Here is a 23,550-nt window from a genome sequence, read left to right as displayed (position 1 = left end):
GGAGTATCAATCATGAGCGTATTAATTAATAAAGACACTAAAGTATTGGTACAAGGTTTTACTGGTAAAAACGGTACTTTCCACTCTGCACAAGCTTTAGATTACGGTACAAAAGTTGTTGGTGGTGTGACTCCAGGTAAAGGTGGCACGACTCATCTTGAACTGCCTGTATTCAACACGATGAAAGATGCTGTTCGTGAAACACATGCTGATGCAACTGTGATCTACGTACCAGCTCCATTTGTTTTAGACTCAATTGTTGAAGCGGTTGATTCTGGTGTTAGCCTAATTGTTGTGATCACTGAAGGTGTTCCAACCATCGACATGCTTAAAGCGAAACGCTACTTAGAAACTAACGGTAACGGTACTCGTTTAGTTGGTCCTAACTGCCCAGGCGTGATCACTCCGGGTGAATGTAAGATTGGTATTATGCCTGGTCACATTCACCAACCAGGTCGTATTGGTATCATCTCACGTTCAGGTACATTGACTTATGAAGCGGTTGCTCAAACAACTAAGCTTGGTTTAGGTCAGTCTACTTGTATCGGTATTGGTGGTGACCCAATCCCAGGTATGAACCAGATTGAAGCACTTCAATTGTTCCAAGACGATCCAGATACTGATGCAATCATCATGATCGGTGAGATCGGTGGTACAGCGGAAGAAGAAGCTGCTGAATTCATCAAATCTAACGTAACTAAGCCTGTTGTTGGTTACATCGCTGGTGTAACTGCACCTAAAGGTAAGCGTATGGGTCATGCTGGTGCGATTATTTCTGGTGGTCAAGGTACTGCTGAAGAGAAATTCGCTGCATTTGAACGCGCGGGAATGGCTTACACGCGTAGCCCAGCTGAGCTTGGTTCTACTATGTTGCAAGTTTTAAAAGAGAAAGGTTTAGCGTAATACGTTAGATTTTAATCTTTTAAAAAACCCCAATGGAGACATTGGGGTTTTTTATTTGGAATATTATTAATATATTTAATAACTTAGATTGATAAATAAAATCTGGTAGACTGATTATACTTTTACAAAACATCAATGACAAAGGCAATCGTCATGTACATAAAAATCTTTAGTGTGATCCTCTTCTGCACTTTAATCTCGGGGTGTGCCACAAATCCAGAAAAGTTACAGACACCAGTTGAATTTACTTGTATCTACCTCCAAGAGCCTCTATCAACAACAGGACACTATGGTCTGTTCAATGTGGAATGGACCACTCGCCTAGAGCGTGGACCATATTGGTCAGAAAAGATAGATGAAAAGGGCACATTCTTCAGAGGAGCATCTGGTAGTATTTCATTTCGAAATCCACCGAATCCAGCACTAACTACTACAGCCGATGGTGGTTTTTACTTACCAAAAGACCCTAAGGAGCCAGTCAAAATTTATCGCTACTTCACAACAAACGCAGTACCTGTTGAAGTTCCACCTGACAATTTGACGTGTAAGACTCTGACCTACACTAAAGAACCTGTATCCCAAAAAGTTAGTATATTATCCGTTGCCGCAGGTGGTGCAGTGGGAGGTGCTACTGGTGCAATAATTGGTAGGAACTTTCCCTCAGGAAATATGAGCTACGGTCAAGCCGCAGGAGCTGGCGCTGCAGGAGGAGCTATCGGTGGATTGATTGTTGCTGCTATCATCAATTCAGAAGTAGGGAAAATCATTGGTGGTCTACCGATTCAGGAGGCTAGTTTCATGGAAAAGCTTCGCGAACTAGGGGCAAAACGCGAGCCTCTTAAACAAACTCCTTTACTACCAGCTTCTAGTCCATAAAGCACTATTTAGCCTTATGTCTACCCATCCATTGAAATGGTCGTAGTCTGCTTCTCATATTAAACTTTGGCTATCTGTTTCGCTATGCTTTTTCATGAAATGGTTTAATTCAAGGAGAGGGATGTCCTGTTTGATATTAACTTAGCATTTGATTGCTCATTTTCAATATACGAATGAAGAATACAAGATAAAAAATGAAGACCGAACATTATCCTTTCGGTCAACATTGAAATAGGAAACTAAAGGGGGAATCTTCCTTACTCAGCTTTTGGTTTTAACCCTTGAGTTAAACCATTGATATCACCACCTTGTAAGCCTAATTCATTCATTAAGCTATCAATCAATGGTGCCTGTGAACGGTAGCGTAGGGCGCTATTCACCACTTGATCAGACAAAGAAGTTTGACCATTTTCAACTGTATCACTACCGACGGCGCCGCCACCTGTAAAGTTACTTAAACCATTCACTTGTAAAATCTTGATGTCATCAATATTTTCCATTGGTTTAACACTTTCACGAATAATCTCTGGTAAATGCTTTAACAATGCCAAACGAACTTGCATTTCCACTTGCTCAGCAGAAAGGGTATTGGCTGCTTCATTCACCGCACGCGCACCTTCCGCATCAACCTGATATTGTTTTTCCAACGCTTGAGCAAGCAAGATTTTAGCATCGGCTTCACCTTTCGCTTTTAAGCGAATTTTTTCAGCATCTGCTTCAGCAGCGATACGAACAGCTTCCGCTTCATCCGCAGCGGCTTTTTTACCTGCATCGGCGGCAACAGTAATGGCAATTGCCTCTTTCTCAGCAGTTTGTTTAGCAGCAACCAATTCAACCGCTTTTTGACGTTCAGCTCGTTGGGTTTCACGTACAGTTACAACTTCTTCTTCTGCTTTAACCGCTTCAGCACGGGCTTTGTCGGCTTGGGCTTTGGCTTCTGATTCAGCACGAGATTTTTCCGCAATGGCAATGGCACGATCTTGCTCAGCCAATTCAATGGTTTTCTTTTGTTCAACCTGCGCCTTTTGAATCAATTGTGCCTTTTGGATATTTTCATTTTCCACATCACGGGCAGAGGCGATACGTTTCAACTCGACTTCACGTTCCGCAGCGATACGAGCCTCTTCAGCTTCACGTTTTTTACCTGCTTCTTGAGATGCGATTTCAGCAGTTTGTTCTGCTTTACGAATTGAAATTTCACGCTCTTGTTGTAACTTCGCGTATTCTTCTTCACGAGAGATTTCTAAACGTGCTCGTTCTGCTTGTAAGTTTTTTGCACGAATTGCTAAATCAGCATCTTGTTCAATGTCGTTACGCTTTTTACGACGATCTTCAATAGTTTCAGTCAGCTTGGTTAAACCTTCTGCATCAAAGGCGTTTTGTGGATTAAAGAATTTAAAACTGGTCTGATCTAAACCTGTCAATGACACTGTTTCCAGTTCTAAACCATTTTTAGATAAATCTTCAGAAACGACTTGTTGAACTTTCTGTACAAAGTCCACACGTTTTTCATGCAGTTCTTCCATTGCCATCTCAGCAGCAACAGCACGTAAAGAGTCAACAAATTTTCCTTCAACCAAGTCTTTCAATTCTTGAGGTGACATGGTTTTTCGACCCAATGTTTGGGCTGCCGTTGCAATTGATTCACCAGTAGGTTTGACTCGAACATAGAATTCAGCCATGACATCGACACGCATACGATCACGCGTGATCAAGGCTTGATCTGCTGCCCGTTTAACTTCGAGGCGCAGCGTATTCATGTTCACAGGAATAATCTCGTGTAAAACAGGAAGGACAATTGCTCCTCCGTTCAGAATAACTTTTTCACCCCCAAAACCTGTTCGCACAAAAGATACTTCTTTGCTAGAACGGGTATATAGGCGAGCAATCACAACGCCAATAAAAATGAGTGCTGCAAAAATAATACCTGTGATGATTAAAATTTCAGTCAATGCTGAATTCAACATTTAAAATCCCTCATTAAATTAATATACAAATTAAGCGTTAATTGCTTGGAATCCAATTTTTGTTCTTTGGGTCAAAATCACATCTTGACCTTGGTAAAAAATAATATCTAACTCAGGTTCAACCAAGACATAATGGGTTTGACCAAATTGATCTTTTACCTTAGCTTGAGCAGGGGAGTTTTGTTTGGCTTGTCCTAAAATAATTTGTGCTGTACGACCAATCAGCTCATCACTATGAATAGCTGTGGTTTCATCTTTTGGAATAATTTTACTGATCAATGCTGCACTTGTTCTCACTAGTGGCATACATAAAAATAAACACATAGGAGCAATGATCCAAGCAGATAAATAATGCTCGGTTAAGTGGAAAAAAATATCCTGAATAATGAAACCTGTGAGTGAGTAGACCGTTAAAAAGATAATTAACCAAATGAGAAGAGGAACTTTTCCTAGATAAAGCCATTCTAAAAGCTGAGTAAAAATACCGTCAGTATGTTCAATAGAAATATCACCATGATCAACATCAACTAGACTGTCTGGTAAAAATTGATCAATGAAACTACTACTACCGCCAAATAATAATAAAATTAATTCTAGAGTACCTATAAATAGGCAAAGCATTAATGAAATACTAAAAACAATGTTTGATGGATGTGTTAATAAATCCCATATCATTTGTATTACTCTTATTTCTTTTAGAGATAATTAATAAAATTTTTATAAAAATAAATCATTTATAAGATTAAATGTAACTTGATTTAATTTCAACCCAAATCATTAATATTATTAAAGACAAAAAAAACGCAATGATTGGGGTGGTCATTGCGTTGAACAACGAATCTGCAAAGACAGTTTCGGTTGAAAGGAGAAATGTCATGAGATTAGTGTTTACTAATCTACTTGGCTATAGTACAAAAAAACCTGACATAGTTCATAAGTATTCATGTAAACTAGTGTTAATGGATGTTAATAAGTGACAGAAATTGTTAGTTATCGGGTTGTTACCGAGGTCTAAAACTAAATTTAAATAAGATATTTACATGAAAAAAGCCTAAATACTAGGCTTTTTTGCAATAAAAGTAACGTAAATTAGAATTTAAACAAACCTAATCCACTTTTCACTTCATCTAATGTTTGCTGAGTAATGTCACGGCATTTATCTGTGCCATGTTTTAAAATGTCCATAATATAATCAGGATCTTTTTCGAGTTCAGCTCTGCGTTCACGAATCGGTAGAATCAATTCTTTGAGTACACCTTCTAGGCGTTTTTTCACCGTACCATCACCTAAACCACCACGACGGTAATGCGCTTTTAGTTCTTCGATTTCTTCTTTATTTGGATCAAACGCATCAAGGTAAGTAAATACAATATTACCTTCGACTTGACCTGGATCTTCAATTCTTAAGTGATTTGGATCGGTATACATCGCATTGACTGCTTTTTTAATATCTTTATCAGAAGCATTCAGGACAATCGTATTGCCGAGTGATTTAGACATTTTAGCTTTACCATCAAAACCAGGTAAACGTCCCATATTTGATAATAATGCTTTACATTCAGGTAATAAGTCATGACCAATTTGGCGGTTAACACGACGTACAACTTCATTGGTTTGTTCAATCATTGGGATTTGATCTTCGCCAACAGGTACTACAGTCGCTTTAAATGCGGTAATGTCTGCTGCTTGAGCTACTGGATAACATAAAAAGCCAGCAGGAATATCTCTTTCAAAACCACGCATTTGAATTTCTGACTTAATCGTTGGATTACGTTCTAAACGAGCAACCGTCACAAAGTTCAGATAGAGCATGGTCAGTTCATTGAGAGCAGGCAAGCATGATTGGACACAGATGGTTGTTTTCGTTGGATCAATACCAACCGCTAAATAATCTAATGCAACTTGAAGAATGTTATTGCGAACTTTATCTGGATTATCAGCATTATCTGTCAGTGCTTGAGCATCTGCTAATAAAAGGTGTTGATGATGACTGTCTTGTAAACCAACACGAGAGCGTAATGAGCCAACAAAGTGTCCAAGATGAAGTTGTCCAGTAGGGCGGTCGCCTGTCAAGATGATTGGACGTTGATCAGCATTACTCATGATATGTTCCAAGATTCAGTAGTTTCATATATATAAAGATGGATATTATTGTACGGGAAATAAAATTTTTTCGTCAGCGATTGCTTAAACTTTTTCTTAAAATAATGTTGTGAATTTATTGAGGAATTCTACAATAGCGAAATAAATACAAACTGGGAAATAAAAATGGCGAGTGGTTTATTGTTATTACTCGATGATATTGCAACGATTTTAGACGATGTTGCAGTCATGAGTAAGATGGCTGCAAAAAAAACAGCAGGGGTGTTGGGTGATGATTTAGCGCTAAATGCTCAGCAAGTCAGTGGCGTACGCGCAGATCGAGAGTTGCCTGTGGTATGGGGCGTAGCTAAAGGTTCTTTCGTTAATAAACTTATCTTGGTTCCATTAGCATTACTGATTAGCGTAGTTGCACCTTGGTTAATCAATCCTTTATTAATGATTGGCGGCTTATTTCTATGTTATGAAGGAGTAGAAAAAGTTGTACACATGCTCCAGCATAAACAAGCAAAAACAGCTGAGGAAGCCAATGAAAGCTTGGAACAGATCGAAATAGATTTAGACAAGTTTGAAAAAGAAAAAGTAAAAGGTGCGATTCGTACCGATTTTATTTTATCTGCTGAAATTGTGGTGATTTCGTTAGGTACAGTTGCAACAGCAGCATTTATGACTAAAGTGACTGTATTAAGTGTGATTGCAATCGTAATGACCGTAGGTGTTTATGGTTTTGTTGCAATGATTGTGAAAATTGATGATTTAGGCTTATATTTAACACAACAGGCATCTGCGTTTAAAAATAAAATAGGTCGTGGTCTACTCGCATTTGCTCCTATTCTAATGAAAACATTATCTATTGTTGGAACGGTTGCAATGTTTTTGGTAGGTGGTGGAATTATTTCGCATACAGTTCCTTTATTACATCATTTTACTGAAAAAACTGTTGACCATTTAGAGTTGATTCCAAGTTTTGGTTCAATTATTGGTGCCTTAACACCAACTTTGATTAATCTAGGAATCGGCTTTATTGCAGGTGCTATTGTATTAATGGTTGTCATGCTTATTCAAAAATTTTGGTCAAAAGCATCTGCATAAATAAAATGCTCAATCACCATCATTATCATATGTGAGGTTAATATGCGTTGGAAAGGTCGTCGTGTCAGTACCAATGTTGAAGATCGTCGTGGTGGTGGCGGAGCAAAAGCAGGTGGTATCAGTATTATAGGTTTGATCGTTGCATTTGTTGCGTGGAAGTTTTTTGGAGTAGATCCACAACAAGCTTATCAAGCAACTCAAGCGGTTACCAGTGCCCAATCTTCGCAAGAGGGTGTTGCGCCACAAAATTTAACTGCTGAACAGAAAGAGGCAAGTGATTTTGTTGGAACTATTCTTGCGGATACAGAAGATACTTGGACTCCGATTTTTCAAAAACTTGGCATGACTTACACGCCACCACGCTTAGTTTTGTTTAGCGGTGTCGATAAATCAGCTTGTGGTAGGGCACAAGCAGCGATGGGGCCGTTTTATTGTCCTGCGGATCAAAAAGTTTATATCGATACTGCTTTCTTTAAAGATATGCGCCAGCAAATGGGTATTTCTGGTGAGCAGAATCAGACAGAACTTTCTCGTCAAGATCAAGCAGGGGATTTTGCGCAGGCTTATGTCATTGCGCATGAAGTTGGGCATCATATTCAAAATCTATTGGGCATCTCTGGTCAAGTACAGCAAGCACGTGCACAAGCTAGCCAAACACAAGGAAATCAGCTTTCTGTCCGTTTAGAATTACAGGCGGACTGTTTTGCTGGTATTTGGGCGCATCAGAATCAACAGCGCACTCAATTTTTAGAACAGGGGGATATTGAAGAAGCGATGGATGCTGCCGAGAAAATTGGCGATGATTATTTGCAACGTAGAGCTACAGGTCAGGTTGTTCCCGATAGTTTTACACATGGCAGTAGTGAACAACGAATGCACTGGTTTCAGCAAGGTCTGAAATCTGGAGATGTCAATCAATGTGATACTTTTAAGGAAAAATGATTAATATTTGTCCTTGATTTTTATACGTAAGATATACGATGTATAAGAAAAATTAACGTAAAATTATATTGTCTATACTGATTTGAGCATGATGGGTTTTGAATCGTACCGACTATATCGGAGAGAGTTTATTTAAGTTAGGTCACGAAACCTAACACATTCATTCTATCAGAGTACATTGCTTCAAACTGAAAAGGTGAAACATAGCCAATTGCGCTGTGTAGTCGTTTTTGTTGAACCAATCAACCCAATCCAATGTTGCCAATTCAACATCAGCCAAGCCCGACCAACCTGATTTTAAATATTCAGTCACCTCTGTTTTATATAAACCATTCACTGTCTCAGCCAACGCATTATCATATGAGTCTCCAGTTGTACCAACGGATGCTCTTAAATTTGCAGTTGCCAAGCGATTTGTATACCGAATTGAAAGATATTGTGCGCCTCGATCACTATGGTGAATGACATCTTCAGGCATACCTCGATCATGTAGTGCTTGCTCCAGGGCATCGAGCACCATGTCAGTATTCATTCTTGTCGATACCTTCCAACCCACAATCGCCCTTGAAAATACATCAATAGGACTTACGCATTGACAGTATAAAAAAATGGTAAATAAGCTGTATAACATCAAATTTATTTCTTGTTTAAGCTTTTAAGTGTCACTTTAATCATAGTATCAGATTTTTATAGGTTATTTTTATGCAAGATGCTAATGAACTACATCGACAGATATTAGAGGTTATCGCTTTGATTCCATATGGAAAAGTAGCGACCTATGGTCAAATTGCAAAATTAGCAGGTTTGCCTAAGCATGCACGTTTAGTCGGTTATGTTTTGAAGCATTTAGATAAGAGCAGTGAAATCCCTTGGTATCGAGTGATTAATTCACAGGGAAAGATTAGTGTCATTCGTATAGATGAAGATGGAAATAACATACAGCAAAGCTTGTTGGAGCAAGAAGGAGTTTACTTAATCAATGCTAAGGTTAATTTGAAAATCTTTGGTTGGATGCCTTAATATAAAAATAAACAGACTGGTTTGTATAAATATCATTGCTGTTGTTTTTATTTTATTTTACAATAATTGTACATAAAGAATACATATGTATAATTGGTACTTAAATGAAAAAATTAGCTGTTATGTGTGGGATTGCTGTTCTCAGTTTATCTGGATGCGCAACTATCATGTCAGGAAGAACTCAAACAATGACATTTGAGAGCACACCCGAATTAAGTAATATTACGATTTTAAATAAAGCTGGTAAAAAAGTTCATGTAGGACAAGCACCTGCGACTGTAAGTTTAAAAAGAAGTTCAGGCTTCTTTGTTCCTGAAAAATACACTGTAGTGTTTGAAAAAGAAGGTTATGAAACCAAAACTGTTAATATTTCTGCGCACGTAAATGGTTGGTATGTTGGGAATCTATTATTTGGTGGGGTATTAGGTTTATTAATTATCGATCCTGCAACAGGTGCAATGTATAGCTTAAGTACTAAAGATACCAATGTTGTACTGAATGATCTTAAGAAAGAAACTATTCAAGCAAATACACAGTCATTGACAATCGTTTCTACGACTGAGTTACCAAAAGAAGTTTTACAAAAAGCAAAACCTATTGAATTAAAAACTCAATAATCAAAATAACCCGCTTGAAACTTAAGGTTTCAGGCGGGTTACGATGTTGTATTAAACTAAAAATTAGAAGATTTAACGTACAACCAAAACAGGGATATGGCTTTCACCTAATACTTTTTGAGCTACGCTACCTAAGATAAATTTTTTGAAACCAGTTCGACCATGTGATCCCATAATAATTAAATCAGCACCTAAGTTATTTGCAGCACTGATAATTTCCCCATTTACAGAGAAGCCTTCCAACACTTGAGTTGCGACTGTCAGTCCTAAAGCTTCAAATTTTTTTTCCGCTTTCGTTAAATTTTCTTGTACATAGCTACGAACACGTTCAATCAATTCATTACTTTGACCGAGTCTAAGGTATGCATCTGCCAAATATGGGTCTAAGGTCATCACTTCAACCACAGTGATTTCACTATTTAGGGCTTTTGCAAGTTGAGCTGCTTGTTGAATGACATTATCGGAGATTTCAGAGTCATCAATTGCAACCAAGATTTTTTGATAAGACATGGTTATTACTCCTTATTATTACAATTTTAAATTAAATAAACTTATGTTTTTTGTGAAAATTAGGATCTATGTTTTTATATTACCTGTATTTTTCATGAAATAAAACCTAGCAAATTTATAGGAATATTTTTCAAAAAAAATTTAAATAGTAATCTACATAAGGTAGTTGCTAATTTATTTTATATATATGATATAGATATAAGAATAGTTAATTTTTACAAAATTCTGGATGCTAAATGATCAAACAAGAAATGAAAGTAATTTTTTTTAAACATGATTTTGCAAATGAAATAGAGCATGTAATTTATACTTTAATTGTTGATGATTTTCATTATGATAGTGAGAAGATTATTTTTAAAAATTGTTTGTCAGAAATTATTCTGCAAGAAATGATGGATTTAAAATTATTAATTCATAATAAAAAACATGATTACTTCGGAATTTTAATAACTTGCAATCAAGAGGGGAGGAATCAGAGTATTAAGGATGGCCTATATTTTACTTTTGATTTTGCTTATAAAGAAAATGATCTTGTCATTTATGATAATAAGGAAGAATTAGAAAAAATTTATAGTGATAAAGAATATTCTGATTTAGACTCTTTTTTTAAAAGAAAAGAATTGATTTATAAATATTTAAATCATGAATGTGGCGAAAAGTATTGGTTCAGTTTGAATTTATTTGAGAAAACATGTTGGCTACATATTGCTCTCTTTCTTGCTAGGTTAGAAAATCATGAGTCTGAAAAAGTCAAAGAAATTACTTTGGATGGCTACTATATAAAATCTGAATTGGATTTGTATTGCTATATTGGTGAAGAAGTGTGTGGTGTGCTAGGTTATATGGGAGCTAACTTTTCTGCATTAAGAGATTGTTTAGATGGAAGTATGAGTAGACCTGTTCAGCCTCCTTTAAAAATTGTATGGAAAAATTTTGAATATTCAAAACATAATTTTGTAGGGCAGTATTGTGAAATTCAGGAGATGGTTAACTTTATTTCAGAATCTGCTGTATTAGAATTATACTAAGTAGCTATTTCTTATCAATTTTTAGAAACTGAGAAAGTTGATTAATATCATCAGCCTGCAACTGTTCACGCATTTTTAAAATCTGCTTTTCGTCTAGGTCGTAGAGTTTAAGTGAAAGCAATTTTTCTATATCAGCTGAGGCAAAGCGGTATTTAATAACTTTGGCTGGAACACCAGCAACAATTGCATAAGGCGGTACATCTTGGGTAACCACAGCACCTGTTGCCACGATAGCACCTTCACCCAATTTTACTCCCTGCATAATCATGGCGCGGCTACCAATCCAGCAACCATCAGCAATCACAGTATCACCAGCAGGCAAGAAACTACGGGTATCAAAAGGGAAGGTCGAAATCCAATCGGGACGGTGTAATTGATTGCCACCCATCATAATCACGCATTCAGCACCAAAGCAGACAAAATTGCCAATATACAGTTGATCAATTGGTTTTTTAGATGTAGCAGGTTTGTCATGTAGATAACGTACCACACAACGTTCAAAGCCCTGATCCCAATAAGCAGAATAATAAGAATAATTACCTTTGATATGGATATTTGGATTTTTTACTGTTTTGGAAATAAATTCGAATTCACACCAATGTTGAACAGGGGAGTTGATCAATGAATCCATAACTAAGGCAAAATACTAAAAGAAATCCGCGCTATTATAGCTTTTATATCAGGAGAGAACGCTAGTTAAAGAAAAATTTCTAAAACAAAATCAAAAACATTGAATTTGATTGTAAATACAAAGTCTAGAATAGCATATAGCGTACTGGATTGGTCATAAGAATGATATGGAAAGCTCATACGATTACAACAGCAATCCATAGGATTATTCCAATGATCGCATACATAATGCTAATGATCAGTCGATCTTGCATTTCTTTATTTCATTTTTATTGTATTTAGAAATAGGATGCTCTTGAAAAAAAAGAACCATTCAATCGGTTAAAAATTTATTTTAGATATAATTGAGTAAATTTTGCATATTTAATTTAATCGATGTTATTGGCAATAAAATTATGAGTTTAAAGGAAAAGAATAAAAAATATTGAACTGAATTCATTTATAAATACATAATATCTGATTTATAACAAAAGGATAAATGTTAATGATTGAACCAATAAATGAAAGTTCAATTTTAAAAATTATTGGTGAAAAACCTTTATATATACATGATTTAATTAATTTAGTATTTGAAATTAAAGGAAAATTGAAAAGTAAAGAGTTACATTTTTCTGCATTAATTCAACCGTATGGTGGTTCTGAATGGGAAAATTTAACGATGATGATTCCATATCTTCCACGAGAAATCATAGAAGAAAACTTAGATCAGTTATTAGAGGGTTTTATGGATATAAATTGGCCTGGCTCTAGAATTTTGTATGGATATTTAGCTGAGATAGATATTTATAAACTAAAAGATTCTTTTGATCGAGTCATTGATAAAGCAATAGGAATGGATGATACCGACTGGGTATATTTCCTTTGCATCTTTATGGATGATGAAAGAGTTGGAATGAAAGATTCTTTTATTCCACAGATTGAAAAGAGTCGTTCATTTCTAAAATCTCGCAATATAGATTATGATTAAAACTCTTAGGAGTGAAAATGAATACTAAGCTTTTAAAAGCTAACAAAAGAAAAATAACTGAGAAAAAAAACCCCTCAAATAGAGGGGCTAATTCAGTTTAGAATATTAAAGATATTCCACGCTGACGATTTCGTATTCAACTTCACCTTGCGGTGTTTGAATTTTTGCTTCGTCGCCTTCGCTTTTACCTAAAAGACCACGGGCAATCGGTGAGTTCACTGAGATTTTATTGATTTTAAAATCTGCCTCATCATCACCTACAATTTTATAGGTCTTACGCTCTTCAGTGTCTAGGTTTTCAATCGTTACCGTAACACCAAACACAACACGACCATTTTGTTCAAGGGTTTTGACATCAATCTCTTGAGCTGCGCCCAATTTACCTTCGATATCCTGAATACGACCTTCGCAGAAACCTTGTTGTTCACGAGCAGCATGATATTCAGCATTTTCCTTCAAGTCACCGTGCTCACGAGCTTCCGCAATCGCTTGGATAATACGTGGGCGATCCACTGTTTTGAGCTGTTGTAATTCTTTCTCTAAGGCAACCTTGCCTTCAGGAGTCATAGGATAACGTTGCATTTCAGTCCCTCTAAATTGGTTGGGAAAATACAGGATTAAAAAAAAGAAAAAGCCCGCCACCGATAAGGTGGCGGGACTTATCGGTAAAGAATTAACCTACAGTTTGTAAATCTTGCAAGCGGTATACATCCATTGGCAATTTCACAGCAAATGCTTGGCAAACAGCTTCTGCGCCATTAATCGTCGTAGTGTAATACACTTTGCCTTGAAGGGCAGCACGACGGATCATCGCAGAGTCATATTGAGCCTGTTTACCTTCAGTTGTGTTGACAATAAGATGAATTTCACCATTTTTCAAGCGGTCTACAATATGTGGACGACCTTCAGTGACTTTGTTGACAGCTTCACATTCAATGCCTGCTTCTTTCAGAACACGATGTGTGCCATTAGTTGCAACAAGTTTGAAACCATAAGCAATTAACTGTTTAGCAATGTTGGCAATGTATTTCTTGTCTGATTCACGTACAGATAAGAAAGCATGCTTCACTTCGCCTTCTGTTGGCAAGCCTGGCAAACGTTCGTTTGAACCAAGTACTGCTTTGTAGAATGCTTCACCGAAAGTTTGACCGACACCCATCACTTCACCTGTAGATTTCATCTCAGGTCCAAGCATTGGATCAACACCTTGGAATTTAGCAAATGGGAATACAGCTTCTTTTACTGCAAAGTGAGTCGGGATGATCTCTTTGGTGAACCCTTGGGATTCTAAAGATTGACCCGCCATACAACGTGCCGCAACTTTTGCTAAAGACTCACCGATACACTTAGATACGAAAGGAACAGTACGTGATGCACGTGGGTTCACTTCGAGTACATAAATGTCGTTGCCTTTTACTGCAAACTGAACGTTCATCAAGCCGATTACGCCAAGTTCTTTTGCCATTGCAACAGTTTGGCGACGCATTTCATCCTGAACTTCTTGTGAAAGTGAGTAAGGAGGAATTGAACATGCTGAGTCACCTGAGTGAATCCCTGCTTGTTCGATGTGCTGCATGATACCGCCAATCACAACGTCTTTACCATCAGATACGCAGTCTACGTCAACTTCAGTTGCATCATCTAGGAAACGGTCAAGTAGGACAGGGGCTTCATTCGATGCTTGAACTGCTTCACGAAGGTAACGTTTAAGTTCATCTTCGTTATAGACGATTTCCATTGCACGACCACCCAATACATAAGATGGGCGAACAACCAATGGATAACCGACTTTTGCTGCTTCTGAAATACCTTCTTCAGCAGATTTTACAATGCTGTTGTTCGGTTGACGAAGTTGCAAACGTTGAATCATTTGTTGGAAACGTTCACGGTCTTCTGCACGGTCAATTGCATCAGGAGATGTACCGATAATTGGTGTACCTGCTTCTTCTAAAGCACGTGCCAATTTCAATGGTGTTTGACCCCCGTACTGTACGATTACGCCTTTAGGCTTCTCTGTACGTACGATTTCAAGTACATCTTCAAGTGTTACAGGTTCGAAGTACAAGCGATCTGAAGTGTCATAGTCAGTTGAAACCGTTTCAGGGTTACAGTTCACCATGATAGTTTCATAACCGTCATCACGCATTGCAAGCGCAGCATGTACACAGCAGTAATCAAACTCGATCCCTTGACCAATACGGTTTGGACCACCACCAATCACCATGATTTTGTCACGGTTCGATGGATTCGCTTCACATTCTTCATCGTAAGTTGAGTACATGTACGCTGTGCCAGATTCAAATTCGGCAGCACAAGTATCAACACGCTTGTAAACTGGGTAGACACCCAAGTTCCAACGTTGTTTACGGAATTGCTTTTGTGAAATACCCATCAAGTCAGCGATACGAAGGTCAGATAAACCTTTGCGTTTGAATGAGCGAATATTATCAGCGTTTAAATCACCAAAACCTAAAGTTTTTACTTGAGCTTCAGTTTTGACGATGTCTTCGATTTGGATCAAGAACCAACGGTCGATCTTAGTTGCTTCAAATACGTCATCTAATGAGAAACCATGACGGAATGCATCAGCGACATACCAAATACGCTCAGGACCAGGAACTTTAAGCTCTTTTAAGATGATCTCTTTGGCATTAGCAGCACCAACTTCAACTTTTTCATCAAAGCCACTGACACCCACTTCAAGACCACGAAGTGCTTTTTGTACTGATTCTTGGAAGTTACGACCAATTGCCATCACTTCGCCCACAGATTTCATCTGAGTCGTCAATACAGGCTCAGCTTGTGGGAATTTTTCGAAGTTGAAGCGAGGGATCTTGGTTACAACATAGTCAATAGCTGGTTCGAAGCTTGCAGGTGTGATACCGCCTGTGATGTCATTTTTCAATTCATCAAGGGTATAACCAACCGCAAGTTTTGCCGCGATTTTCGCAATCGGGAAACCTGTTGCTTTAGATGCAAGCGCAGATGAACGAGAAACACGAGGGTTCATCTCGATCACAACCATACGACCGTCTTTCGGGTTAATACCGAATTGAACGTTCGAACCGCCTGTTTCAACACCGATTTCACGAAGAACAGCAACCGATGCATTACGCATGATTTGATATTCTTTATCTGTCAATGTTTGAGCAGGAGCAACTGTGATTGAGTCACCAGTGTGTACGCCCATTGGGTCAAAGTTTTCGATCGCACAAACGATAATGCAGTTGTCGTTTTTATCACGAACAACTTCCATTTCGTATTCTTTCCAACCAATTAAAGATTCATCAATCAATAATTGTTTGGTTGGAGAAAGATCGAAACCACGTTCACAGATTTCAATAAATTCTTCTTTATTATATGCGATACCACCACCAGAACCACCCATCGTAAATGATGGACGAATGATCACTGGGAAGCCGAAACGTGACTGAATTTCCAGTGCATGTTCCATGGTTTCAGCAACATCGGCACGAGGACATTCCAAACCGATTTTACGCATGGCGATGTCAAACAGTTTACGATCTTCTGCTTTTTCAATCGCTTCTTTTGATGCACCAATCAACTCAACATTGTATTTCTCTAAAACACCGTTGGCATCTAATGCAAGCGCACAGTTCAATGCAGTTTGACCGCCCATGGTTGGGAGGACTGCATCTGGGCGTTCTTTTTCAATGATTTGAGCAACAGTCTGCCAAGTGATTGGCTCGATATACGTTGCATCCGCCATTGAAGGGTCAGTCATAATGGTTGCTGGGTTAGAGTTCACCAAAATAACACGATAGCCTTCTTCACGAAGTGCTTTACATGCTTGTGCACCTGAGTAGTCAAACTCACATGCTTGACCGATCACAATTGGACCTGCACCAATAATTAAGATGCTTTTAATATCCGTACGTTTAGGCATTATTCGCTCCTTAATTACTTCTTAGATGCTTCAATAAGTTCGATGAAATGATCGAACAATGGAGCACAGTCATGTGGACCAGGGCTTGCTTCAGGGTGACCTTGGAAGCTGAATGCTGGTTTGTCAGTGCGATGAATACCTTGGTTTGTACCATCAAACAACGAACGATGCGTTACTTTTAAGTTTGAAGGTAAAGTACTCTCATCGACAGCAAAGCCGTGGTTTTGAGAAGTAATCATCACTGTAACATTCTCAAGATTTTGTACAGGATGGTTTGCACCGTGATGACCATGATTCATTTTCATGGTCTTCGCGCCAGAAGCAAGTGCTAAAATTTGGTGACCTAAACAAATACCAAATACAGGTAAAGTCGTAGTTTCAACAATCGTTTTTACTGCTTCAATCGCATAGCCACATGCTGCTGGATCACCAGGACCATTTGACAAGAACACGCCATCTGGGTTTAAAGCGAGAACTTTCTCAGCAGGGGTCTGTGCAGGCACAACAGTGAGTTTACAACCACGGTCTGCAAGCATACGTAAGATGTTGGTTTTGACACCATAATCGTATGCAACAACATGAAATTTAAGTTCTGGTTGGCTAAAACCTTGACCTAAAGTCCAAGAACCTTCAGTCCATTCAAAGCCTTTAGGATCACAGCATTCTTTTGCAAGGTCTAAACCATTTAAACCACCGAATGCACGTGCTTTTGCAATTGCTTCTTCTTCAGTGATATTTTCACCAGCAAGGATGCAACCATTTTGCGCGCCTTTGTCACGTAAAATACGTGTCAATTTACGCGTATCAATATCAGCGATTGCAACAACATTATGTTGTTCCAAGTATTCACTGAGTGATTGTTCTGCACGGAAATTACTATGTAATAAAGGAAGATCACGAATAATTAAACCGTTCGCCCACACTTTATGGATGCGACCAGATTCAACGTCTTCGCTATTACAGCCTGTATTTCCAATATGGGGATAAGTCAGCGTCACAATTTGTTGCGCATAACTTGGGTCAGTCAAAATTTCTTGGTAGCCAGTCATGGCTGTATTAAAAACGACTTCACCAGTCGTACTTCCCGATGCACCGATAGACGTTCCTTTAAAGATCGTTCCATCTGCGAGGGCTAAAATGGCGGGGGTGCTCAAACCAAAGCTCCTGAACTAAAACCACAAAAATAGGGCTGTAAAAAAGCGAGAAGACATAAAAAAAGGTAGGCTGTCTTTAAAAACATGCCCCTCCTTCCAGTCTGCTCGCTTGTAACTTAACAGCGCATTATACGCATGAGTAGTTCAAAAGTCTATCTGTTTTATTGGCTAAAGTGAGTAATTGTGGTTTTTCTTTTATAAGTTTGACTGTTGTTATGTCTATTGCCAAATCAATCATTCTTCTATCTATATCATGAGATATTATGCAAATTGTCTAACAATTTTTTCATAGTCTAAAAGTAAAGCGTTTTATCTTATATTTAGCCAAAAAATCAACAAACAATATAGAGGGGAAACACAATGGCTGATAATCAAACTACACCAGCAACTGAAGAAGTTAAAGAAGTTGTGGTTGAAAAAACAGCGAAAGCAAAAGAAGTTGTTGCAGAGAAAACCGCTGAAGTCAAAGAAGCTGTTGCTGAAAAGACGGCAGAAGTGAAAGAGGTGGTTGCTGAGAAAACTGCAAAAGCGAAAGAAGTTGTAGCTGAAAAAACAGCGAAGGCGAAAGAAGTGATTGCTGAGACTCAGGAACAAGCGAAAGAAGTGATTGCTGAGACTCAAGAGCAAGTGAAAGAAGTATTAGCTGAAACTCAAGAAAAAATTGAGGCTGAAGCGAAAGAACTCAACCAAAATATCCAAAATCAGCTTGCACAAATTAAACAAGATATCTTGCAGCGTATTGATGTCATTAAAACTCAACTGAATTCATCACAAGGTAATTTAGTTGAATTAACCAATGCATTAAAAACAGAATTGAATGCTTTGATTGAAGACTTAACCAAAGTCAGCAAAGAGTTGAAAGATGATATTAGTCAGATTTCTGTTAAGCATAAAGATACTTTAGTGGGTAGCTTTAAGCGTACTAAAGAACAAGCAGTTGAAGCTTGGAATAAAGTACGTGCAAGTTAATTGCAGATAGAGATGAAAAAGCGAGAAATTTATTTCTCGCTTTTTTTATGATTAAAATTGATGTAACCAATCCCGTTTATTGTGGAAATCTGCTTGGCGACCACTATGTTGCATTGCAAAATAATGCATGCCTTGTGTGGTATTTAACACGGCAGTTAAACCTAGATATAGGTCAGCCCATTTTAACTTATTTTGTTGCATAAATTGAGATAAGTCTAAACTGACATTTAAACCATAGTGTGTGCGTTGCAAATGGTTCAACTCAATGTCATATGCAGCAACGGGCGGCATATTCTCAGGGAAGCGATATTCTTCAAATTGATAGGCTTGCCAAGCTTGAGAGGGAGAGAGATTGATTTCACGATAAAAATCTTCATCTTTCACACCAATAAAAATCTCAAAACAAGTCTGTTCCCATAAAAAGTCTTGGCGAGGATGAGCCTTGACTTGATCTGGGTAAATCAGAAACTGATTGGGATCACGAACCCAAAAACCAACATTTAATGTCGCTGGTGTTTGTTGCTCAATTGCTCCAACGACAGTAATAGCATTAAAGCGATCGAAAGCGGAAAGTTCATAACTTGCCATTTTGATTACTTGTTACTTAAGTGAGCAAAACGAACTAAATTAGAAAGATGCTGGTTTTGTTTTGCTGCTTTTTTATAAAGCAAAACAATTTTACCAATTTTTTGTACAGATTCAGCACCTGTTGCTTCAACAAGCGCATCAATTACTGCTGCACGTGCATCACGATCTTCACCTGCAATTTTCACTTTAATGAGTTCATGATCATTTAGTGCGCGATGAGTTTCTTCAATGACGTTTTCTGTAAGACCTTGGCCACCAATCATTACAACTGGATTAAGTGCGTGGCCAATTTGACGTAAACGCTTACGTTCATGGATAGATAAAGCCGCCATTAAAAATACCTGATTGGGAAAACGACCTAGTATAACTTGCATCCCGTTTCTAAGATAGATTTAGCAGACAGGCACTTGAAACAAATATGTGAAAATTAGGCAAATAGCCAATCATGGCAATCGGAAAAAATCTGTAAAAGTTCGTGTGAATGAACTACAACCGTACTGTAATGGGAGTAATTTTCACGTACAATGATCAATCAGAAGTTTTTTGAAATTTAGTGAGTTATGGCGACGCGCATTACCAATCAAAAATTGTCGAAAAGCAGCCGTGTGTGGATGAGAGAGCACTTGGATGATCCTTTTGTAAAGAAAGCACAAAAAGAGGGTTATCGCGCACGGGCAGCGTACAAGTTACTTGAAATCCAAGAAAAATATAAAATGATCAAACCGGGCATGACAATTGTTGATCTCGGTGCAGCACCCGGAAGTTGGTCGCAAATTGCAGGTAAACTGGTTGGATCAAATGGTTTAGTAATTGCTTCAGATATTCTCGCAATGGACGCTCTTCCAGATGTGACATTTTTGCAAGGCGACTTCCGAGAAGAAGAAGTTTTCGAAAAATTGTTAAATATTTTAAATGGGCGTCAAGTAGACGTTGTAATTTCAGATATGGCCCCCAATACATCAGGTAATAGGGCTGTCGATCAACCACGCCAGATTTACTTATGTGAGTTGGCATTAGATTTTGCTCAAAAAGTTTTAGGCCCAAATGGACAGTTTATTGTTAAGGTGTTCCAAGGCTCAGGATTTGATGAGTTCAGAAAACAAGTTGTTGATAGTTTTGATGTATTAAAAACAGCCAAACCTGCGGCATCTCGTGCTCGATCAAAAGAAGTTTTTTTGATTGGTCAAGGTCGTAAAAAGGCATTGCAATAAAAGTGTACTTGCCAAGTTGTTAAAAATTGTGCATTTTGTACCTTTTAAGTTTTTTGCAACGCAAATTTATTGCTGTTTTTGTGAAGGTCAGCCAAGATTAGGTATGATCAAATTAGATTGATATGGGAATAAAGCCTTGAGCGATTACTTCAAGAATGCCGTATTGTGGCTCATCATACTCGGTGTTCTGATTTTGATTTTTAGCAACGTCAGTGACCGCAATAAGCCTGCAGCGATGAAATATTCTGATTTCGTTGCAGCGGTAAATGCTGGGCAAATTAAACAAGTCACAATTGACGGTTTAAACATTAGTGGTGAAAAAACCAATGGTTCTTCTTTTGAAACGGTTCGTCCACAAGTAGAAGACACTGAATTGCTTCCAAGCTTGAATAAACAGAATGTAGTCGTTGAAGGTACTGCACCACAACGTCAAGGCATTTTGATGCAACTTCTCATTGCGAGCTTCCCTGTATTACTGATCATCTTATTATTCATGTTCTTTATGCGTAATATGGGTGGGGGCGCTGGTGGCAAAAACAGCCCAATGAGTTTTGGTAAGTCAAAAGCGAAAATGTTATCTGAAGATCAGATTAAGATTACATTTACCGATGTTGCGGGTTGTGATGAAGCAAAACAAGAAGTGGTTGAAATTGTTGACTTCTTGAAAGATCCTTCTAAGTTCAAACGTCTTGGTGCAACCATTCCTCGTGGTGTATTGATGGTTGGTCCTCCAGGTACGGGTAAAACATTACTTGCGAAAGCCATTGCAGGTGAAGCTAAAGTTCCATTTTTTAGTATCTCTGGTTCTGACTTCGTTGAAATGTTTGTTGGTGTCGGTGCATCACGTGTTCGTGACATGTTTGAACAAGCTAAACGTCATGCTCCATGTATCATTTTCATCGATGAGATTGATGCGGTGGGTCGTCACCGTGGTTCGGGGACAGGTGGTGGTCATGATGAGCGTGAACAAACCTTGAACCAAATGCTTGTTGAGATGGATGGTTTTGAAGGTAATGAAGGCGTAATTGTCATTGCTGCAACTAACCGTGTTGATGTACTGGATAAAGCCTTGCTTCGTCCAGGTCGTTTTGACCGTCAGGTAATGGTTGGTTTACCAGACATCCGTGGTCGTGAACAAATTTTAAATGTTCATTTGAAGAAACTTCCATCTGTTACAGGTGTGGATGTTAAAGTTCTTGCACGTGGTACTCCAGGATTCTCTGGTGCTCAACTTGCGAACTTAGTCAACGAAGCTGCGTTGTTTGCTGCTCGCCGTAATAAAAACACGGTGGATATGCATGACTTTGAAGATGCAAAAGACAAGATTTACATGGGTCCAGAACGTAAATCGATGGTGATTCGTGAAGAAGAACGTCGTGCGACGGCTTACCATGAAGCTGGACATGCCATTGTCGCTGAAATTTTACCTGGTACAGACCCAGTGCATAAAGTAACAATTATGCCACGTGGTTGGGCATTAGGTGTAACTTGGCAGTTGCCTGAGCAAGACCAAACTAGCCACTATAAAGATAAGATGTTGAATGAACTTTCTATCCTGTTTGGTGGTCGTATTGCTGAAGAAGTGTTTATTAATCAAATGTCCACTGGTGCATCTAACGACTTTGAACGTGCAACCAAAATGGCACGTGCAATGGTAACCAAGTACGGTATGTCAGATCGCCTTGGTGTCATGGTTTATGAAGATGAAAACCAAAGTGGTTTCTTCGGTAATGTGGGTAGCCGTACGATTTCTGAAGCAACTCAGCAAAAAGTTGATGAAGAAGTACGTCGTATCTTGGATGAACAATATAAAGTTGCTCGTGATATCTTGGAAAATAATAAGGATATCGCACATGCAATGGTGAAAGCGTTGATGGATTGGGAAACCATTGATCGCGACCAAATCCGTGACATTATGGAAGGTCGTGAGCCTCAACCACCCAAAGTTTATATTGCTGAAAATCCAGTGGCTGCATTTGAACCTCCTAAAGATGGTCCATCTACACCGCCACCATTACCAGCAATGGGTTAATGGTTGAAATTAAAGAGAGTCGCTAAAGAGCGGCTCTTTTTTATGACCTACTAAAAAGAGTGAATTAAAATGGCCAGAGTTGAAAGATCGTCAGCATTATTTTTGAAAGTTGAAAATTTGGCTTATAAATATTTAGAAAAAATTTTTCAAAAAAATACTTTGAGTGATCTAGATATATTATGTGACTTTAAGTCACTTCAATTCCAAACAGAATCTATTTTACAAGAAGTAAATAAGGATTATTCTCAATCTATATTTATTTGCAAACTTGATGTTTTTCAGAAAGAAACTAGGTGGTGTTTCAAAATGTATGCTGATCATTTTAACATCACTATACAAAACTGTGGTTAATGTAAAAGAATCCAAGATTAAAAGCTTTTACATGATTCAATACCTTCTTCGAAAAACAGCATGTTCTTCTTACTGCTCGCCTTATGCGGTGTCTTAATCGGCAGTTGTTTCCTTCTATCCCGACTGTATAATATTTCCCTTCTTGGTCCGGCTTAAAAATTTTGATGAAACTTTCCCAATGATCACTCGATATACAATCATAAGTAATACCCAGTTCTTCTAAACGGTTTTTTAGCCTTTGTGCTGTATGAGCATCTCTTCCTCCCCATACAAAAGCCACTATTTCTCCGCTACTTCTATCATAGACGTACTGTAGCCAATGCTTATCTTTCTTGTTGCCTACAAATGTCCAAAATTCATCAACTTCCAAGCATTTATAATGAGTTCTTTGAGGAATTATTTCATGATTTGATTGTGTAAGCGTTTTAAGTATCTTGCCAATACTAAACCTCGTAATCTTTGCAATATCCCGAATGCCACAACATCGCACAAGCATAAGCAAAATCAATTTGACCGCTTTTGAATGACAGCCTAAATACGTCAAATTATGGTCACCCACAAACTGCCTATTACATTCTTTACAACGATAGTTTTGCTTACCATCGTGTTTAATGCCATTCTTCTTTATACTTGTACTCTGGCATCGAGGACAATGAAGTTCTATTTCGATTTTCACACATTTAAAT

The 23,550-nt window shown here is 38.1% G+C and carries 23 protein-coding genes and 1 pseudogene; 12 read left to right on the top strand and 12 right to left on the bottom strand.

Going from position 1 to position 23,550, the window contains the following annotated elements; genetic code table 11:
• Positions 1 to 12: 12 nt before the first annotated feature.
• A complete protein-coding gene (sucD, locus tag O1450_RS11185; RefSeq protein ID WP_269228478.1) occupies positions 13 to 903 on the top strand; it encodes a succinate--CoA ligase subunit alpha in 891 nt (296 codons plus the stop codon).
• 153 nt (positions 904 to 1,056) lie between these two features.
• A complete protein-coding gene (locus tag O1450_RS11180) occupies positions 1,057 to 1,779 on the top strand; it encodes a hypothetical protein (RefSeq protein ID WP_269228477.1) in 723 nt (240 codons plus the stop codon).
• Positions 1,780 to 2,036: 257 nt separating this feature from the next.
• Here O1450_RS11180 and O1450_RS11175 read toward each other — a convergent pair whose 3' ends face one another.
• From O1450_RS11175 to trpS, 3 genes are all read right to left on the bottom strand, one after another.
• Entirely contained in the window at positions 2,037 to 3,746 is a 1,710-nt protein-coding gene (locus O1450_RS11175) for a flotillin family protein (protein WP_269228476.1), read from the bottom strand.
• A gap of 30 nt (positions 3,747 to 3,776) precedes the next feature.
• Positions 3,777 to 4,421, bottom strand: coding sequence for a YqiJ family protein (locus O1450_RS11170; protein WP_269228475.1), 645 nt, complete (start codon positions 4,419 to 4,421; stop codon positions 3,777 to 3,779).
• A gap of 414 nt (positions 4,422 to 4,835) precedes the next feature.
• Entirely contained in the window at positions 4,836 to 5,849 is a 1,014-nt protein-coding gene (trpS, locus tag O1450_RS11165) for a tryptophan--tRNA ligase (protein WP_004664430.1), read from the bottom strand.
• 165 nt (positions 5,850 to 6,014) lie between these two features.
• Between trpS and O1450_RS11160 the strand changes: the two genes are divergently transcribed.
• Together O1450_RS11160 and ypfJ are read left to right on the top strand one after the other, a co-directional pair.
• A complete protein-coding gene (locus tag O1450_RS11160) occupies positions 6,015 to 6,938 on the top strand; it encodes a DUF808 domain-containing protein (RefSeq protein ID WP_269228474.1) in 924 nt (307 codons plus the stop codon).
• 42 nt (positions 6,939 to 6,980) lie between these two features.
• A complete protein-coding gene (gene ypfJ / locus O1450_RS11155) occupies positions 6,981 to 7,880 on the top strand; it encodes a KPN_02809 family neutral zinc metallopeptidase (protein WP_269228473.1) in 900 nt (299 codons plus the stop codon).
• A 137-nt stretch (positions 7,881 to 8,017) separates the two neighbouring features.
• Here the strand turns inward: ypfJ and O1450_RS11150 are convergent.
• A pseudogene (locus O1450_RS11150) lies at positions 8,018 to 8,460 on the bottom strand (DDE-type integrase/transposase/recombinase); the annotation flags it as partial.
• Between the two features lie 122 nt (positions 8,461 to 8,582).
• Here O1450_RS11150 and O1450_RS11145 point away from each other — a divergent pair.
• Positions 8,583 to 8,900: an MGMT family protein gene (locus O1450_RS11145; protein ID WP_269228472.1), complete on the top strand. Its 318-nt coding sequence runs from the start codon at positions 8,583 to 8,585 to the stop codon at positions 8,898 to 8,900.
• Positions 8,901 to 9,004: 104 nt separating this feature from the next.
• Complete coding sequence (locus tag O1450_RS11140; protein ID WP_269228471.1) at positions 9,005 to 9,517, top strand: hypothetical protein; 513 nt, start codon at positions 9,005 to 9,007, stop codon at positions 9,515 to 9,517.
• Positions 9,518 to 9,589: 72 nt separating this feature from the next.
• Here the strand turns inward: O1450_RS11140 and O1450_RS11135 are convergent, their stop codons facing one another.
• Positions 9,590 to 10,027 carry a universal stress protein gene (locus O1450_RS11135; RefSeq protein ID WP_269228470.1) on the bottom strand — a complete coding sequence of 146 codons (438 nt, stop codon included), beginning with the start codon at positions 10,025 to 10,027 and terminating at the stop codon, positions 9,590 to 9,592.
• Positions 10,028 to 10,263: 236 nt separating this feature from the next.
• Between O1450_RS11135 and O1450_RS11130 the strand changes: the two genes are divergently transcribed.
• Positions 10,264 to 11,055 (top strand): barstar family protein, encoded by a 792-nt coding sequence (locus tag O1450_RS11130; RefSeq protein ID WP_269228469.1) that lies wholly within the window; start codon positions 10,264 to 10,266, stop codon positions 11,053 to 11,055.
• A gap of 4 nt (positions 11,056 to 11,059) precedes the next feature.
• Here the strand turns inward: O1450_RS11130 and O1450_RS11125 are convergent, their stop codons facing one another.
• Positions 11,060 to 11,686, bottom strand: coding sequence for a CatB-related O-acetyltransferase (locus tag O1450_RS11125; protein WP_269228468.1), 627 nt, complete (start codon positions 11,684 to 11,686; stop codon positions 11,060 to 11,062).
• A gap of 483 nt (positions 11,687 to 12,169) precedes the next feature.
• On the opposite strand from O1450_RS11125, the gene O1450_RS11120 reads away from it, so the two are divergent.
• Entirely contained in the window at positions 12,170 to 12,652 is a 483-nt protein-coding gene (locus O1450_RS11120; protein WP_269228467.1) for a hypothetical protein, read from the top strand.
• 105 nt (positions 12,653 to 12,757) lie between these two features.
• On the opposite strand, the gene greA is transcribed toward O1450_RS11120, so the two are convergent.
• From greA to carA, 3 genes are all read right to left on the bottom strand, one after another.
• Complete coding sequence (greA, locus tag O1450_RS11115; protein WP_018676937.1) at positions 12,758 to 13,234, bottom strand: transcription elongation factor GreA; 477 nt, start codon at positions 13,232 to 13,234, stop codon at positions 12,758 to 12,760.
• 91 nt (positions 13,235 to 13,325) lie between these two features.
• A complete protein-coding gene (gene carB / locus O1450_RS11110) occupies positions 13,326 to 16,559 on the bottom strand; it encodes a carbamoyl-phosphate synthase large subunit (RefSeq protein WP_269228466.1) in 3,234 nt (1,077 codons plus the stop codon).
• 14 nt (positions 16,560 to 16,573) lie between these two features.
• Positions 16,574 to 17,713, bottom strand: a complete 1,140-nt coding sequence (gene carA, locus O1450_RS11105; protein WP_269228465.1) for a glutamine-hydrolyzing carbamoyl-phosphate synthase small subunit — start codon at positions 17,711 to 17,713, stop codon at positions 16,574 to 16,576.
• A gap of 360 nt (positions 17,714 to 18,073) precedes the next feature.
• On the opposite strand from carA, the gene O1450_RS11100 reads away from it, so the two are divergent.
• On the top strand, positions 18,074 to 18,682 hold the full coding sequence (locus O1450_RS11100) for a hypothetical protein (protein ID WP_004660802.1): 609 nt from the start codon (positions 18,074 to 18,076) through the stop codon (positions 18,680 to 18,682).
• Positions 18,683 to 18,733: 51 nt separating this feature from the next.
• Here O1450_RS11100 and O1450_RS11095 read toward each other — a convergent pair whose 3' ends face one another.
• Together O1450_RS11095 and yhbY are read right to left on the bottom strand one after the other, a co-directional pair.
• Positions 18,734 to 19,270: a DOMON-like domain-containing protein gene (locus O1450_RS11095; RefSeq protein ID WP_269228464.1), complete on the bottom strand. Its 537-nt coding sequence runs from the start codon at positions 19,268 to 19,270 to the stop codon at positions 18,734 to 18,736.
• Positions 19,271 to 19,275: 5 nt separating this feature from the next.
• Positions 19,276 to 19,602, bottom strand: coding sequence for a ribosome assembly RNA-binding protein YhbY (gene yhbY / locus O1450_RS11090; RefSeq protein WP_004660805.1), 327 nt, complete (start codon positions 19,600 to 19,602; stop codon positions 19,276 to 19,278).
• A gap of 228 nt (positions 19,603 to 19,830) precedes the next feature.
• Between yhbY and rlmE the strand changes: the two genes are divergently transcribed.
• The 3 genes from rlmE to O1450_RS11075 all read left to right on the top strand — a co-directional run bounded on the left by rlmE (position 19,831) and on the right by O1450_RS11075 (position 22,864).
• The gene (gene rlmE / locus O1450_RS11085) at positions 19,831 to 20,481 is read left to right on the top strand and encodes a 23S rRNA (uridine(2552)-2'-O)-methyltransferase RlmE (protein ID WP_269228463.1); all 651 of its coding nucleotides are present in this window, start codon (positions 19,831 to 19,833) and stop codon (positions 20,479 to 20,481) included.
• A 136-nt stretch (positions 20,482 to 20,617) separates the two neighbouring features.
• The gene (ftsH, locus tag O1450_RS11080; protein WP_269228462.1) at positions 20,618 to 22,513 is read left to right on the top strand and encodes an ATP-dependent zinc metalloprotease FtsH; all 1,896 of its coding nucleotides are present in this window, start codon (positions 20,618 to 20,620) and stop codon (positions 22,511 to 22,513) included.
• A 69-nt stretch (positions 22,514 to 22,582) separates the two neighbouring features.
• Positions 22,583 to 22,864 carry a hypothetical protein gene (locus O1450_RS11075; protein WP_269228461.1) on the top strand — a complete coding sequence of 94 codons (282 nt, stop codon included), beginning with the start codon at positions 22,583 to 22,585 and terminating at the stop codon, positions 22,862 to 22,864.
• On the opposite strand, the gene O1450_RS11070 is transcribed toward O1450_RS11075, so the two are convergent.
• Positions 22,845 to 23,540, bottom strand: coding sequence for an IS1 family transposase (locus O1450_RS11070; protein ID WP_269228460.1), 696 nt, complete (start codon positions 23,538 to 23,540; stop codon positions 22,845 to 22,847). The genes O1450_RS11075 and O1450_RS11070 overlap by 20 nt on opposite strands.
• Positions 23,541 to 23,550 lie beyond the last annotated feature (10 nt).

The organism is Acinetobacter sp. TR11 (assembly GCF_027105035.1).
Classification (GTDB): Bacteria; Pseudomonadota; Gammaproteobacteria; order Pseudomonadales; family Moraxellaceae; genus Acinetobacter.
The sequence above is the reverse complement of the archived record's forward strand: the minus strand, read 5'-3'. Positions and strand labels throughout refer to the sequence as shown.

Coding starts and splice junctions, on each gene's coding strand:
- O1450_RS11160 (WP_269228474.1), top strand. CDS start 6,015: ATGGCGAGTGGTTTATTGTTATTACTCGATGATATTGCAACGATTTTA.
- carB (WP_269228466.1), bottom strand. CDS start 16,559: ATGCCTAAACGTACGGATATTAAAAGCATCTTAATTATTGGTGCAGGT.
- O1450_RS11095 (WP_269228464.1), bottom strand. CDS start 19,270: ATGGCAAGTTATGAACTTTCCGCTTTCGATCGCTTTAATGCTATTACT.
- O1450_RS11125 (WP_269228468.1), bottom strand. CDS start 11,686: ATGGATTCATTGATCAACTCCCCTGTTCAACATTGGTGTGAATTCGAA.
- O1450_RS11130 (WP_269228469.1), top strand. CDS start 10,264: ATGATCAAACAAGAAATGAAAGTAATTTTTTTTAAACATGATTTTGCA.
- O1450_RS11145 (WP_269228472.1), top strand. CDS start 8,583: ATGCAAGATGCTAATGAACTACATCGACAGATATTAGAGGTTATCGCT.
- O1450_RS11100 (WP_004660802.1), top strand. CDS start 18,074: ATGGCTGATAATCAAACTACACCAGCAACTGAAGAAGTTAAAGAAGTT.
- O1450_RS11170 (WP_269228475.1), bottom strand. CDS start 4,421: ATGATATGGGATTTATTAACACATCCATCAAACATTGTTTTTAGTATT.
- O1450_RS11175 (WP_269228476.1), bottom strand. CDS start 3,746: ATGTTGAATTCAGCATTGACTGAAATTTTAATCATCACAGGTATTATT.
- greA (WP_018676937.1), bottom strand. CDS start 13,234: ATGCAACGTTATCCTATGACTCCTGAAGGCAAGGTTGCCTTAGAGAAA.
- O1450_RS11140 (WP_269228471.1), top strand. CDS start 9,005: ATGAAAAAATTAGCTGTTATGTGTGGGATTGCTGTTCTCAGTTTATCT.
- O1450_RS11120 (WP_269228467.1), top strand. CDS start 12,170: ATGATTGAACCAATAAATGAAAGTTCAATTTTAAAAATTATTGGTGAA.
- O1450_RS11135 (WP_269228470.1), bottom strand. CDS start 10,027: ATGTCTTATCAAAAAATCTTGGTTGCAATTGATGACTCTGAAATCTCC.
- trpS (WP_004664430.1), bottom strand. CDS start 5,849: ATGAGTAATGCTGATCAACGTCCAATCATCTTGACAGGCGACCGCCCT.
- O1450_RS11075 (WP_269228461.1), top strand. CDS start 22,583: ATGGCCAGAGTTGAAAGATCGTCAGCATTATTTTTGAAAGTTGAAAAT.
- O1450_RS11180 (WP_269228477.1), top strand. CDS start 1,057: ATGTACATAAAAATCTTTAGTGTGATCCTCTTCTGCACTTTAATCTCG.
- ypfJ (WP_269228473.1), top strand. CDS start 6,981: ATGCGTTGGAAAGGTCGTCGTGTCAGTACCAATGTTGAAGATCGTCGT.
- rlmE (WP_269228463.1), top strand. CDS start 19,831: ATGGCGACGCGCATTACCAATCAAAAATTGTCGAAAAGCAGCCGTGTG.
- sucD (WP_269228478.1), top strand. CDS start 13: ATGAGCGTATTAATTAATAAAGACACTAAAGTATTGGTACAAGGTTTT.
- yhbY (WP_004660805.1), bottom strand. CDS start 19,602: ATGGCGGCTTTATCTATCCATGAACGTAAGCGTTTACGTCAAATTGGC.